The sequence below is a fragment of the Ruminococcus flavefaciens genome, assembly GCF_900108555.1.
GTDB classification, from domain to species: domain Bacteria; phylum Bacillota; class Clostridia; order Oscillospirales; family Ruminococcaceae; genus Ruminococcus; species Ruminococcus flavefaciens_P.
This window is the reverse complement of sequence record NZ_FNWV01000002.1, coordinates 306,988-321,260: the sequence shown is the minus strand read 5'-3', so window position 1 is coordinate 321,260 and position 14,273 is coordinate 306,988. Positions and strand designations below refer to the sequence as shown.

At 47.3% G+C, this 14,273-nt stretch carries 13 protein-coding genes; 11 read left to right on the top strand and 2 right to left on the bottom strand.

Annotated elements, in window-relative coordinates:
* Positions 1-278 precede the first annotated feature (278 nt).
* A complete protein-coding gene (locus tag BLW60_RS04700) occupies positions 279-2,798 on the bottom strand; it encodes a glycoside hydrolase family 9 protein (RefSeq protein WP_074714709.1) in 2,520 nt (839 codons plus the stop codon).
* A gap of 239 nt (positions 2,799-3,037) precedes the next feature.
* Entirely contained in the window at positions 3,038-3,763 is a 726-nt protein-coding gene (locus tag BLW60_RS04695) for a hypothetical protein (protein ID WP_074714708.1), read from the bottom strand.
* 386 nt (positions 3,764-4,149) lie between these two features.
* On the opposite strand from BLW60_RS04695, the gene BLW60_RS04690 reads away from it, so the two are divergent.
* The 11 genes from BLW60_RS04690 to cmk all read left to right on the top strand — a co-directional run bounded on the left by BLW60_RS04690 (position 4,150) and on the right by cmk (position 14,269).
* On the top strand, positions 4,150-4,857 hold the full coding sequence (locus tag BLW60_RS04690; protein ID WP_074714707.1) for a ClpP family protease: 708 nt from the start codon (positions 4,150-4,152) through the stop codon (positions 4,855-4,857).
* Positions 4,858-4,952: 95 nt separating this feature from the next.
* Positions 4,953-7,511 carry an FtsK/SpoIIIE family DNA translocase gene (locus tag BLW60_RS04685; RefSeq protein ID WP_074714706.1) on the top strand — a complete coding sequence of 853 codons (2,559 nt, stop codon included), beginning with the start codon at positions 4,953-4,955 and terminating at the stop codon, positions 7,509-7,511.
* A gap of 154 nt (positions 7,512-7,665) precedes the next feature.
* Positions 7,666-9,645, top strand: coding sequence for a YgiQ family radical SAM protein (locus BLW60_RS04680; RefSeq protein WP_074714705.1), 1,980 nt, complete (start codon positions 7,666-7,668; stop codon positions 9,643-9,645).
* A gap of 5 nt (positions 9,646-9,650) precedes the next feature.
* A complete protein-coding gene (locus BLW60_RS17125) occupies positions 9,651-10,511 on the top strand; it encodes a ComEC/Rec2 family competence protein (protein ID WP_074714877.1) in 861 nt (286 codons plus the stop codon).
* Positions 10,508-10,738 (top strand): DUF3006 domain-containing protein, encoded by a 231-nt coding sequence (locus BLW60_RS04670; RefSeq protein WP_074714704.1) that lies wholly within the window; start codon positions 10,508-10,510, stop codon positions 10,736-10,738. The genes BLW60_RS17125 and BLW60_RS04670 overlap by 4 nt, the downstream gene beginning before the upstream one ends.
* On the top strand, positions 10,731-11,948 hold the full coding sequence (locus BLW60_RS04665; protein ID WP_074714703.1) for a BaiN/RdsA family NAD(P)/FAD-dependent oxidoreductase: 1,218 nt from the start codon (positions 10,731-10,733) through the stop codon (positions 11,946-11,948). Before BLW60_RS04670 ends, BLW60_RS04665 begins: the two co-directional genes overlap by 8 nt.
* A gap of 18 nt (positions 11,949-11,966) precedes the next feature.
* Entirely contained in the window at positions 11,967-12,338 is a 372-nt protein-coding gene (locus tag BLW60_RS04660; protein WP_074714702.1) for a YccF domain-containing protein, read from the top strand.
* Between the two features lie 3 nt (positions 12,339-12,341).
* Entirely contained in the window at positions 12,342-12,752 is a 411-nt protein-coding gene (locus BLW60_RS04655; RefSeq protein ID WP_074714701.1) for a hypothetical protein, read from the top strand.
* A 17-nt stretch (positions 12,753-12,769) separates the two neighbouring features.
* Positions 12,770-13,294 carry a putative ABC transporter permease gene (locus BLW60_RS04650; protein ID WP_074714700.1) on the top strand — a complete coding sequence of 175 codons (525 nt, stop codon included), beginning with the start codon at positions 12,770-12,772 and terminating at the stop codon, positions 13,292-13,294.
* 4 nt (positions 13,295-13,298) lie between these two features.
* Positions 13,299-13,568, top strand: a complete 270-nt coding sequence (locus tag BLW60_RS04645) for a hypothetical protein (protein WP_074714699.1) — start codon at positions 13,299-13,301, stop codon at positions 13,566-13,568.
* Positions 13,569-13,606: 38 nt separating this feature from the next.
* Positions 13,607-14,269 (top strand): (d)CMP kinase, encoded by a 663-nt coding sequence (cmk, locus tag BLW60_RS04640; RefSeq protein ID WP_074714698.1) that lies wholly within the window; start codon positions 13,607-13,609, stop codon positions 14,267-14,269.
* The last annotated feature ends 4 nt before the right edge of the window (positions 14,270-14,273 follow it).

Genomic DNA, 14,273 nt, shown 5'->3' with positions numbered 1-14,273 from the left:
CTGAATATTTAAGAATATAGTTTATAACGCAGTGTCAGTGCAAACGCCGCGTATATATACCGTAAATTCGAGCAATGAGCCTTTACGTCCTGTCGGACTCTGCACTTATCCGACTCATCAATCATATTATATTATATCGAAAAAAAAAAGTAAATAGTTTTCTTGAAATTCGTTCATTTCTCTAATGGGAGTTTCAGAATTCTGTACACAATGAACAAAAAGGTAAAAAAAATAAGAGGGAATAATTTCCCTCTTATTTCTATTTTGTGAATTAATTATTATTTTTTCTCAGGCAACTCTGTAATGAGGTGAAGCAGGTATTTCTGGAGTGTCTGAGCATCATTAGTTGTGATCTTAGAGCCGTTGTCATAAACGTCGCCGTTGGCTATACCCTGCTCTGTGATGTGGTGCTCGTCAGTACCGTTAACGCCATACTTGTTCGGATTTGCAAGGCTCTGCATTATGAGAACAATGTCTGCAAAATCAACTTCACCGTCGCAGTTAGCGTCTCCCCACTTTGTAACAGCAGGCGAATCACTTCCTCCTGTTGTTGTGGTGACAGTTGGTTCAGATGTTGTTGTGATCTTTGTTGTGGTTGTAGTTGTTGTTGAAGTTGTTGTAGTAGTTGTTGTAACCGGCTTTGTTGTTGTGGTCGTTCCGGGTGTAGGTTCTGTACTCCCATTCTTTACGCATGGCTTAACTACGAACTTTGTGCCGTCAGGCTCTTCGCCCCATGCGATAACGCCGTCAACATACATAGGCATATGCTCGTTGAGTGAGTTAGCCTTCTTGAGGTCTGTAGCCTTGTCGAGACCGCCGAGGTATGACCAGTCGTTTGAAGTATCCCATGCGCCTGCTGTTGACTTGCCGTCTACTGCATCAGGGATAGAAATTCTGAACTGTACCTCGTCTCTGTGTTCGCTCTGACCTGTAGGCTGTATAGCTCTGCCGTCATCGAACTTGATGCTTGCATAGTATGTATTTCCTGTAGGATCTCCCTCATACTTGTGAGGACCTGTAACTGTAGCATGGCCCTGTCCGCTCTCGTACTGCTGTGACTTTCCCTCTACCTTGATATCGTCTACAGAGAGACCGTTCTCGATAACTTCTGACACATCGAAGAAGTATCTGTACTCAACGTCCTTTGCAACTCTTGCAGGCCAAGCTGTGTGGTTCATAGCCCATGCCTTGATCTCTGTATAGCTTGCAGCAGGTGTGCCGTTGATAACAGCTGCAACTTCCCACTCAGCCCACTTCGGAGTCTCAGCAGGTGGGAATGAAGCGTCGATGTTTCCGCCGTAATCGTCTACCATTGCGCAGAGACAAGCTGTGTAGCCTGCGTTGTAGTCGATAGCAACTTCTGAGTACTCATACTGAGCAACACTGTTCTTATAGCTGCCTGACTTGTCAGGACCGCCTACGAGAGCACCATAGAGAGTATGTGCATACTCTGTCTGCCAGCCCTCATCTCCGCCTGACTTCTGACCGAGGTCGTTCCAGTGGTCATCGTGGATACCAGAGGCTGTTCTGTGGTGGAATGCAGACGGCTGATTGTCGCCCATACCGAGAACGTAGCTCATCTTCAGACCGTTATCGCCGAATACATAGTCCATCTGAGACTTAGCCCAGTCGTTGTACTTCTTTGAAAGTGAAGCATCGTCCTTGAATAATGTATCACTTGCAAGCTTAGCAAGCCATGCAGTTGTTGTAGCGTGACGAGCACTTCCCCAGTTGAAGAGCCATGCAAGTCCGTCAGGTGTATAGTCTACCTTCTTTCCGCCGTAACCGTCTATCCAATAGTCAAGGTGGTGAGAAATGTGTTCTGTCCACTCCTTGTTGCCTGTGTTAAGAGCATAGAGGAAAGCTGCTGCCTGTGAAGTATCGTCCCAGCAGAGTCCCCATGTGTACTTGCGTGAAGTTGACTGATTTTCAAGTGGGAAATCGGGGATATAGTCCTTCTCGATCTTATCGAGGTAGCTCTTATCGCCTGTAGCCATATAGAGCCAGTTAGCAGCATACATACAGTCATCGAGCCATGAAGAAGAATCATACATTCCGCTCATGCCGCCGATATCCTTGCAGGCTCTGATCTTGTCAGCACCCTCAAACAGGTCCTTTGCGTGCTTGAGATACTGAGCTGCCTTTTCAGGCTGTGTATCCTTGAATATAATGTAGCCCTCTGCAAGTGCTGCTGCTGAAAGAGCTGCAACAGATGCATTCTTTATAGTATCATAAGGTCTCTTCCAGTCGCCGTTGTTGAGATGATGCTTGCGGAGATAAACCTCGGCACTGCACCAGATGTTATGGTCTGTAGAGCCGCCCTTGAAGTCGCCGATAGTACCGATCATCTCACCGCCGCCCTTATCGCAGGCCATTACGTAGTCCATACCCCACTGGATATTGTTGCGGTACACCTCGCCAAGACCTGCCTTGTCAACAGCGTCTTTGTAGTTGATGTAACCCCAAGCCATGATAGATGCTGAGTAAGCATTTGTAAGAGTGAACTTGAAATGGTCACCTGCGTCGAACCAGCCGCCCGGAACAACGTCTGTCTCATTGCCGTCCTCGTCAACCATTGAGTCTGCACGCCATGCTACCTGATTCCACTCAGGGAGCTTGCCTGACTGCTGCACCTCATAGAAGAACATGGACTTCTGGAGAGCCTCTGCGTAGTTGTACTTGGAAGCCGAGTCTGCTGCTGTTACTATGCCGCCCTCTGTGCTGTTGGGCATATAAGCAAGTATGCCTGCTGACATAGCAAGTGCAGAAACTGCTGCCGTTAACTTTTTGAATATCATATTTAATACCCCTCTCGTATTAATTATTTAAGATACAGCATTTGCCATACCTATACATTTTAAATATACAATATCCACACCGATTTGTCAAGTAAAAAATGCCATTTTCCACAAAAAAGCCCTGTAGGGACGACCATTGTTCGTCCGCAATCACATGAACCCATTGTAGGGGCGGCGGAACGCCGCCCCTACAGACAAAAAAGCGCAGCAAGTATTATCCTTGCTGCGCTGTGTTTTTATTATGGAATCCACTCTATTTCTACCAAAGAAATCTGTCCGTCTGGATTGAAGTGAAATTTATATCCGCTATTATATTCAGGATAAGCTTCAGATACAACAGTATACATCACTTCATTATGGTTGCCTTTATCTGTTGGCTCACCACTGTTAGCTATCAGTTCATCTTTTGTCAATGTATAAGGAAAAGCAAATTGTAACTTTGTATCATTATCCCCTCTTTTTATTGCACTCTCAAAATCGGGATAAATAACTTGACAAATAATGCAGTCTTTCATTGGAATTTCTGTTTTCATTGGATTGCCAAATGTAAATTGTAACCTACTATTCGCAACTGTGCAATCAAATGTTCCGTAATTTGCCTGTCCCTTTAACTGTTTTGTCCAAATCTTATCATAATTATCCGTTTTAGTAAACTCAACACCGTTATCGAGCATATCCTGTAAGGTCGATACGCCAAGTGTATATAAATGACCATCATATATAAAGCTCCTGTTATCAAGGTCAGCGTATTTGTCGCTGAGTCCTGTTGGTAAAGAAGTCACTTTTACGGGGTCTGTAGTCAGTTCCTCGATTATGACTACTTCGGTTTCATCAGCCTCTGTAGTCTCAGCAGTTGTTGCAGCCTCGGTGGTCTTTTTCGAGGTCTTTTCGCTTGTTTTAGCCTCGCCGCAGGCTGTAAGTCCCAGTGCTGTAATGAGCGCTGCTGCGATAAACTGTTTTTTCATGTGATTTTCTCCTTTTTCGCCTGTTATCAGGCTTTTTTCGTTGTCAATTATAGCACCGAACCGAAGTCCCGTCAACAAAAAATAAAAAATCAACCATTAAATCGTGGCTTTACGCAAATATTATCGAATATTAGTGTTAATATTGTAAATATTGCTAACCATTATTTGCACACATGGCAATTGTTGCGGTCGCCGTGCGGGAACGACGTCCCCTGCAAATGGTCATTTATATTTACAATGGAAACCGCGGACGCGCAATGCGCGTCCCTACATTCTCAATTCTCCATTCTCGATCCTAATCCCTTGACTTTTGAAATGCAAAAGTATATAATAATTATGTATACGCTCTTGAAAGCTGCGCAAAATAGCTCTCGGAGGTGTATATAATGTCAGACGATAAACAACAGGACAAGTCACTCTCGGAAGAACTTATTGACGATGCCGAGCTTGTCCGCGAAAACGGACAGTCCGTTTCACGCAATTCAAAGCACCTTATCCACTGCCTTTCAGTGGTGGGACAGATAGAAGGGCACTACGTCCTCTCGGAACAGAACAAAACTACCAAATACGAGCATATTATCCCTGCTCTTGTGGCTATCGAACAGGACAGGAGCGTTGAGGGACTGCTCATAATCCTGAACACCGTCGGCGGAGATGTTGAGGCAGGGCTTGCTATCGCCGAGCTTATCTCGGGCATGAAAACTCCCACTGTTTCGATCGTGGTCGGCGGCGGACATTCCATAGGCGTTCCCCTTGCAGTAAGCGCGAAACGCTCCTTTATAGTCCCCACTGCATCAATGACTATCCACCCCGTACGCATGAACGGTACAGTTCTCGGCGTACCGCAGACTCTTTCCTATTTCGACAAGATGCAGGACAGGATAGTGAGATTTGTCACTAAAAACAGCAGTATCACGGAAGAGACCTTCCGCACACTGCTGATGAACACCCAGGAGCTCGTGCTCGATGTGGGGAGCGTTATCGAGGGAGAAAAAGCCGTTGAGCTCGGACTTATCGACAGTCTCGGAAGTCTCGGCGACGCTATGGACTGTCTGTACGATATGATAGAAAATACAGAAAAAAGATATTCGTGAACGCAGCTGTGCCGATACGCGCTTTTCCACGCTGAAAATATGTTACAATGGCACAGCTACATATACATATATAATAGAACAAAACGGAGGCTAACATGGCACAAACACAAACCAAAAAGAAATCTTCGGGCAAAACACAGAAAAAGCCCGAAGCTCCTAAAAGAGAACCCGTAAAAAGCAATAAAAAGACCGTACCGCAGAACGAGAGCAATCAGCTCTGGTCTGTGATCCTTTTCGCACTTGGAATACTCTCGGCTCTCATGGTGCTCATAAAAGGCACAAAGGGCTGGCTGGCTATGCATAACCTGCTGCTGGGACTTTTCGGCATAGCAGCTTTCCTCATACCCGTAATACTTATATATACTGCCATAAAGCTCGGCACTGAGCAGACAAGAAAAAATATCAGCGGCAGAGCCGTATGGTGCATCGCTATGATATTCCTTGCAAGTGCGGCTTTCCAGATATTCTTCGTTGGGGCAATGCCCGAAAAGATACGCTTCTTTAATCAGCTGAAGAACCTATATAAAAACGGTGCGGAATATAAGAGTGGCGGCGTTGCAAGCATGGTCATTGCAGGACCTCTGCTGAAATTCTTCGGCAAGCTGGGTGCAAGGCTAATATCACTTGTACTGTTCTTCGTGTTCGGAATGCTCCTTTCGGGACGGGGTATCATAGACTTCCTGAGACTTCTGTCAACTCCTTTCGTATTCATCGGAAAATGCGTTAACGGCATACAGAATATGTTCATCGGCGGCGAATTCGTCGACGCTTTCGGCGATGACGACCTTGACGACGACAAGGAGCGAAAGGACTTCGATGCTGACCTTGAAGCTATAAGCATGACAAACAGCCGCAAGTCCAGCCGTAAGCCCTCGGAAAAGAAAGCGCAGGACAAGCGCGATGTGGAAGGGCTCCCCGACGGATTTTTCGATATTCCCCTCCCTACCGATCACCTTATCGACTACGGTGAGGAAGAAGCACCTGCTGCTGCACCGCCCGTAGAAGAGCATATTGCTCCTCCAATACATAATGTTGCTCCTCCTGTTGAGGAGATAAACGAGCCTGTACCTACAGACGAAGGACTTGAACAGCTTATAAGCAAGGCTGCCGACAGCAAGCCTGTACCCACGGAAGAGGTCATCGAGGAAGAGATCGAAGCAGAGGAAGAAAAGCCTATGTACTTCCTTCCGCCGATAGATATTCTCACACGCCCCGAGATACGCTCAAACCGTGCCGAGGCTGTTGAGGAAATGCGTGAAAAGGCTGAAGTTATAAAGAATACACTTTCAAGCTTCGGCGTTGAGGTAAAAATAAAGGATATCTTCCGAGGTCCATCTATCACACGTTACGAAATTCAGCCTGGTCCAGGAATAAAGGTATCAAAGATAAAGGGACTTGAGGACGATATCGCTCTCAGCCTTGCTGCTCAGGGCGTTCGTATAGAAGCACCTGTTCCCGGAAAGGCTGCTGTAGGTATCGAGATACCTAACACCACAAAGGACATGGTAACTCTCCGCGAGATAATAGCTTCTCCCGAATTCAGAGAGTCAAAGAGCAAGCTCACATTTGCAGTGGGCAAGGATATCACGGGTAATATCATTCTCGGCGATATCGCAAAAATGCCTCACGTTATCATCGCAGGTACTACAGGTTCGGGTAAATCCGTCTGCACACGTTCCATTATAATGAGTATCCTCTACAATGCAACTCCCGATGAGGTAAAGCTCATACTTATCGACCCTAAGATAGTTGAATTCAAAATATTCGAGAATATACCGCACCTTCTCATACCTATAGTAACAGACTGTAAACGTGCCGCAGGTGCGCTGTGCTGGGCTGTAAATGAAATGATGCGCAGATACAATATCTTCGCAGAGGCAGGTGCAAACGACCTTCGCTCATATAATGAGCTTGCGGAAGTGGACGGCGACCGCTCACCTATGCCGCAGGTAGTCATATTCATAGACGAGCTTGCTGATATGATGCTCGTTGCAGGAAAGGAAGTCGAGGACTTCATCTGCCGCCTCGCACAAATGGGACGTGCCGCAGGTATGCACCTTGTAGTTGCTACTCAGCGTCCCACAACAGACGTTATCACAGGTCTTATCAAGGCAAACATCCCAAGCCGTATCGCACTCTCGGTAAAGTCACAGGTAGACTCGCGTACTATCATAGATATGGGCGGCGCAGACAAGCTCCTCGGAAACGGCGATATGCTGTATATGCCTATAGGTGCAGGAAAGCCTGTCCGTGTACAGGGCTGTTTCTCGTCAAATGAAGATATCGCAGAAACTGTTCGCTATGTAAAGTCTCAGGTAGATGTCACATACGATCCTGCTATCACAGGTGCTGTTGAGGGATATTCTCCGCAGTCGCAGGGCGGCTCGGGAGCAGCTGACAGCGGTTCTTCTGTTGGCGGCGGAAGTGATGAGGACATAGTTGAGGCTGCTATAAAGGTAGCCGTAGAAGCTGGTCAGCTCTCGACTTCAATGCTGCAAAGAAAGCTGAAGCTTGGCTACGCAAGGGCTGCGCGTATAATGGACGAGCTTGAAGAACGCGGAGTTATCGGCGCAAGCGAAGGTGCTAAGCCCCGTAAGGTGCTCATGTCGAAGATGCAGTACGATGAATGGCGGCTTCGCAGAATGGACGAATAAATTCAAATTTTGCTTTGCAAAATTTGAATTTCAGTAAGTAGTAAGCAGAGAGTAGAAACTGCTTCGCTGCATAATACTACTTACTACTCACTACTCTCTACTCACTCAAAACATATTTTGCTCCGCAAAAATATGTTTTACAGGAGGTGATACCATGTATGAAGGCTTTCTGCCTACAACAAAAAAAGAAATGGACGAGCTTGGCATAGATCAGTTCGATTTCATATACATAACAGGTGACGCTTACGTTGACCACCCAAGCTTCGGAGCGGCTATCGTCACAAGGCTTATCGAGAATATGGGCTATACTGTCGGTATCATCTCACAGCCCGACTGGCATACGGACAAGGACTTCCGCCGCTTTGGTGCTCCGAAATACGCTTTCCTCGTTACCGCAGGAAATATCGACTCTATGGTGGCTCACTATACCGCCGCCAAGCGCAAACGCTCCGATGACGCTTACACCGCAGGCGGCGTTGCAGGCAAACGTCCCGACAGAGCCGTTATCGTCTACTGTCAGAAGCTGCGAGAGTACTTCGGCGACATACCAATAGCTATCGGCGGTCTTGAGGCTTCTCTGCGCCGTTTCGCCCACTATGACTACTGGGACGACGCTGTGCGCCCATCTGTGCTCGTTGACAGCGGTGCGGACATACTCATGTACGGCATGGGCGAGCACCAGATACAGGAGATATGTCCACGTCTTGCCGCAGGTGAAAGTATCCGAAATATGACAGATATACGCGGTATATGCTACCTCACAGAGCCTGTCAATACGCCTATCGGTGCAGCTCAGTGTCCCTCATTCGAGCAGGTGCGCGACAGCAAGACAGAGTACGCAAAGGCTGTAAAAATACAGTACGACTGGCAGGACGAGGTCTACGGAAAGACTATCATACAGCGTCACGGCAAGATGATGCTGGTACAGACTCCCCCTGCCTACAGTCTCACCACCGAGGAGCTTGACCACATTTATTCCCTCCCCTATACCCGTGCTATACACCCGTCCTATGAGGCGCTCGGCGGCGTTCCGGGTATCGAGGAGGTGCGCTTCTCTATCACTCACAACCGCGGCTGCTTCGGTTACTGCAATTTCTGCTCCATAGCTCTTCATCAGGGCAGACGTATAACCGTAAGAAGCGTTGAATCGGTACTCAAAGAAGCGGAGCGAATCACTCAGATGCCCGATTTCAAGGGATATATACACGATGTTGGCGGTCCGACCGCTGATTTCCGCCGCCCGTCCTGCGATAAGCAGATAACCAAAGGACTCTGCATGGGCAAGAAATGTCTTGCACCAACTCCCTGTCCCGCACTTAAAGTCGACCACACGGAATATCTCTCCATGCTGAGAAAGATACGCAAGGTCAAGGGCGTGAAAAAGGTGTTTATCCGTTCGGGCATACGCTACGATTATCTCATTGAGGACAAGGACGACGAATTCATGCGCGAGCTCATCATGCACCACGTAAGCGGTCAGCTGAAAGTCGCTCCCGAACACTGTTCGGCGGTAGTTCTTGACAAAATGGGCAAGCCCCATATCGAAGCCTACAAACGCTTTCAGAAGCGTTTCTACGAAATAACAAAGGGTATGGGAAAGGAGCAGTATCTCGTTCCCTATCTCATGTCCTCACACCCCGGAAGCACTCTCAACGAAGCTATCGACTTAGCCGTTTTCCTCAAGGAAAACAAGATACGCCCCGAGCAGGTGCAGGACTTCTACCCTACTCCCGGTACTATCTCAACGGCTATGTTCTATACGGAGCTCGACCCGTATACCATGGAAAAGGTGTATGTGCCGAAAACTCCCAAAGAAAAGGCTATGCAGCGAGCTCTGCTGCAATATTTCCGCCCTCAGAACAGAGAGATAGTCCTTGAAGCTCTCAAAGCCGCAGGCAGGCGCGACCTTATAGGCTCGTCGCCGAAATGCCTCATAGAGGGAGACTCTCACAAGCAGGGAAATACTCCCCGAAAAGGCGGTGACAAGTCGTGGCAAAATACTTCAAAGACACGGAAAGCTTCGTCGAAGCAGCAGGAGAGAAATACAAGCTCAATGCGCAGCAAAAACAGTACCTTCGGGAACTCGCAGAGGAACGGGAAAAAGAACGCTCCGCACGGAAAGAAAAAGCATTAAAGTTCATCGGCTTTCTGCTCATAGTCGGCATTATCATATTTGCCTGCCGACACTATTGGAGCAAGCCTGCACATACATTTCCTGCAAAGGATATACTTGAAGTCCACTTCATAGACGTTGGACAGGGCGACTGCACTTTCATAGCTGCAAACGGTACTACTATGCTTGTGGACTGCGGCGAAGATGCAGTATCGGCTCAGGTGATAAAGTATCTGAAAAAACTCGGCATCGGACGGCTTGACTACATCATCGCTACTCACCCTCACTCAGACCATATGGGCGGTATGTACCGCATCATCGAGACCTTCGATGTGGGCGAAGTGATAGTCCCGCATATTCCCGATGAACAGCTCCCCACAGCCATGTTTTACGAGAAATTCCTCGATGCCTGTGAGGAAAATGAGACTGCTGTCACTGTGGCAGATGTGGGAAGAATAATAAACATAGGTGATGCAAGAGCTGAGATAACAGCTCCCGACGGTACATTTCAGGAGGATATAAACAATTACTCTATAAGCTTTATGCTGTATCACGGAAGCAATTCCTTCCTGCTGACAGGCGATGCGGAAGCTGAGGAAGAAGCTCAGATGCTGAAAGCCGAAAAAGTCGGCAAGGTCAATGTCTATAAAGCAGGTCATCACGGCAGTGCTTACTCCTCCACCTCAGATCTTCTTGCAGTTATCCGCCCTGAGATAGCTGTTATTTCCTGCGGCAAGGAAAATTCCTACGGTCACCCTGCCGACAGTACCATAAAAAGGCTGAAAGAGTACACCGACCATATCTACCGCACCGACGTATGCGGAACTATAGTCATAGAGTCCGACGGAAAAAAGCTGTCTCTCACTCCCGAAAGGAACGCCAAATGATAATTATTGACAGATTTGAGGGCAGTCTTGCTGTGCTTGAAACAGATGACGGTATGATAAATGTTGAGCGCAGCCTGCTCCCCGAAAATGCAGCCGAGGGCGATGTACTCGTCTATGACGGATCGTGGACTGTTGATACAACTGCCACAGAGCAAAGACGGGAACGCACAAGGAAGCGGCTGAAAAGGCTTTTGAACAAAACTGATAAAAGAGGAAAAAATGACTGATATCATTATTATAGGCGGCGGTGCAGCAGGCTGCTTTGCAGCTGTTACAGCCGCTAGATACGGAAAGTCCGTTATGGTTTTCGAGAAAAACGAAAAGCTTGGCAGGAAGCTGCGCATAACGGGAAAGGGCCGCTGCAACGTGACCAACAACAGCTCCTCTGAGGAGCACATGAAGAATATCCCCGTAAATCCGCGTTTTTTGTACAGCTCTTTTGCAAGCTTCGATGCCGAATGTACCATGAGCTTCTTCGAGGAGCTTGGCGTACCGCTGAAAACAGAGCGCGGAAACAGAGTATTCCCCGTAAGCGACAACGCCAACGATATCGCGGACGCTATGGCACATGAAATGAAACAGCTCGGCGTTAAGGTCATACAGAAGCGCGTCACGAAGATACTCACGGAAAACGGCGCAGTCTGCGGCGTAAAGGCAGGCGGTGAGGAATATCGCTCGGCTGCGGTGCTGATAGCCTGCGGCGGAAAATCCTACCCTGCCACGGGCTCAACAGGTGACGGATATACGCTGGCACAGGAGCTTGGACACACAGTGACCGAGCTTAAACCGAGCCTTGTCCCCCTCACCTCTCCCGATAAATACTGCGCGGAGATGATGGGACTTTCACTTAGAAATGTAACTCTTAACCTTTTCGACAAGGATAAAAAAATATACAGCGAGCTTGGTGAGATGCTGTTTACGCATTTCGGGGTATCGGGTCCGCTGGTATTGAGCGCAAGCTCTCATATAAGGGATATGCAGCCGAACCGCTACAGGCTGCTCATAGACCTGAAGCCTGCACTGTCTCCCGAGCAGCTCGATGCAAGGATACAGCGCGACTTCGCCGAAAACCTCAACCGTGACTTCCAGAACGGTATCCGCAAGCTGCTCCCTGCAAAGCTGATACCCGTTATGGTAAGGCTTTCGGGAATATCTCCCGAGCAAAAGATAAACGGCATAACCAAGGAGCAGCGTCATAAATTCGGTGAGCTTATCAAAGCTTTTCCTGTAAGGATATCGGGGTTCCGCCCTATTGATGAGGCTATCATCACAAGCGGCGGGATATCTGTAAAGGAAATCGATCCGAAAACTATGGAGTCAAAACTGGTGAGCGGTCTTTACTTCGCAGGCGAGGTCATAGACGTTGACGCTTACACAGGCGGCTTCAATTTGCAGATAGCTTTTTCTACTGCTTATGCTGCAGCAGTAAATATGTAAAAAGAGGTAAATGATATTATGGGATGTATTGGTAATCTTTTATGGTTCATTTTCGGCGGCTTCTGGAGCGGTCTCAGCTGGTGTCTGGTCGGTCTGCTGTGGTGTATGACTATAATCGTCGTACCTGTTGGTAAGCAGTGCTTCAAAATGGCACATCTTTCCTTCATGCCTTTCGGCAAACACGTGGAATACGGCAGCGGCACTGTAAGCTTCCTCGTAAATCTGCTGTGGCTCATATTCGGCGGACTTGTTATGGCACTGGAATTCACAGCTATCGGTCTGGTGCTTTGTATCACCTTTATCGGTATACCATTCGGTGTGCAGATGTTCAAGCTTGCAAAGCTTGCTCTCATGCCCTTTGGTGCAGAAGTAAAGTATAGGCTGGGCTGAATTATGATAAAAACGATAATTGTATATACTGTTCCGCTGCTCCTGTTGACACTTGCTGTGATATCCATGGCAAATCACGGCAAAAAAGAGAAAAAATGCGGTATCGCTCAGCTTATCCTGACACTTCCGCCTCTTATCACAACACTTATCATACTTGCTGCAAACGTGACTAATAGTGCAGTATCGGAAGATACGGAAACTGTACGCAGGATAATGTATTACGGCGAGGTGGCTGTAGGACTCCTGTTCACGGTCGGACTGGGCTATTACGGCGTTCTTGCTATTATAGAGCTTGTCTTTATGACGATCATAAAAGCAACAAGCCCCAAACTCGGTAAAGCATACCTTGCAGCTTTCTGTATCTGCGCAGCAATGCCATTGCTCCTCTACAGCTTTTATCCTATTTTTGACTGAGTGGAGGGCATAATGACATGAAAAAAGATATTTCACGGAATTTTTTCCGCTATGTTTTTGAGTTCGCAGTCGCAGGCTTCATCGGCTGGCTGTACGAGGTGGGCATCACATGGGCAATGTACCACTATTTCGAGAACCGCGGCATACTTCATCTGCCCATAGTCCCCATATATTCGGTGGGAGCGTTCATTCTTCTGGCTATGCTGAGAAAGAAGCGCAATCCCGTTTTCATCTTCATCTTCGCTCTTGTGGTAACGACCTTGTTTGAGCTGGGTTCTGCATACCTGCTGGAATTCATATTCCATAAGCAGTTCTGGACTTATCACAACTGGTATTTCTCAATACTTGACAGGTCAAGCCTTATATCAAGTGCCATATTCGGACTTCTTGCCGTGGCGTATTTCTATGTGCTCCACCCTCTTTCGGGAAAGCTCAGTGAAAAGCTGCCGAAGCCCGTATGCGTCGGCGCAGGTCTCACCATATCAGCCGTAATAATTACCGATTTTGTCATCTCGGTATATCAGCTTCTGAAAGACAGGTGATGTTATGGAGATCATATTTGAAATTATCGCAGAGCTGATCACAGGTACTATTTCCGAAGCAAGCAAAAGCAGTAAAGTACCTAAACCTATTCGATATATTCTTATAGCTTTGATAATACTGTTCTATACTGCTTTCTTCGCCGCTATTTTCTTCATAGGATTTTTGGTCATGAAAGACAAAACTGTTGGCGGAATAGTAATAATAGCATTTGGACTTCTCATGCTGATACTCTGCATACGAAAATTCCGCAAAACATATCTGAACAGAAAATAAAAAAAGCATCTATGCTTTATAAATAAAGGAGTAAAACTATGAAAACTATCAATATCGCTATCGACGGACCTGCAGGTGCAGGTAAAAGTACTATCGCTAAAATGGTGTCAAAGGAGCTTGGCTACATCTATGTTGACACAGGTGCGCTCTACCGTACTATCGCGCTCTATATAACCGAAAACAACATTGCCGATGAGGACATTGAAGCTTCTCTTGAAAAGGCTGACGTTTCACTTAAATTCATCGACGGCGCACAGAGAGTTTTCCTCGGTGACAGAGATGTTTCCGATATGATAAGAACTCCCGAGATATCAATGGCTGCTTCACGCACCTCCGCTATCCCTGCTGTAAGAGCTTATCTCTTCGAGACTCAGCAGAAGATAGCCCGAGAGAACAACGTGCTCATGGACGGACGCGATATCGGTACAGTGGTACTGCCAAATGCTGACGTTAAGATATTCCTGACAGCTTCTGCCGAGGAGCGCGCAAACCGCCGCTACAAGGAGCTTGCAGAAAAGCCGAACTGTCCAACATATCAGGAGATACTTGACGATATAATCAAGCGCGACTATCAGGATATGCACCGCGAGACTGCTCCGCTGAAACAGGCTGAGGACGCTGTTCTCGTTGACACAACAAAGCTTAACTTAGAGGAGTCCGCAGCAGCTATCGTAAAGGTGATCAAGGACAAAATAGGCTGATAAA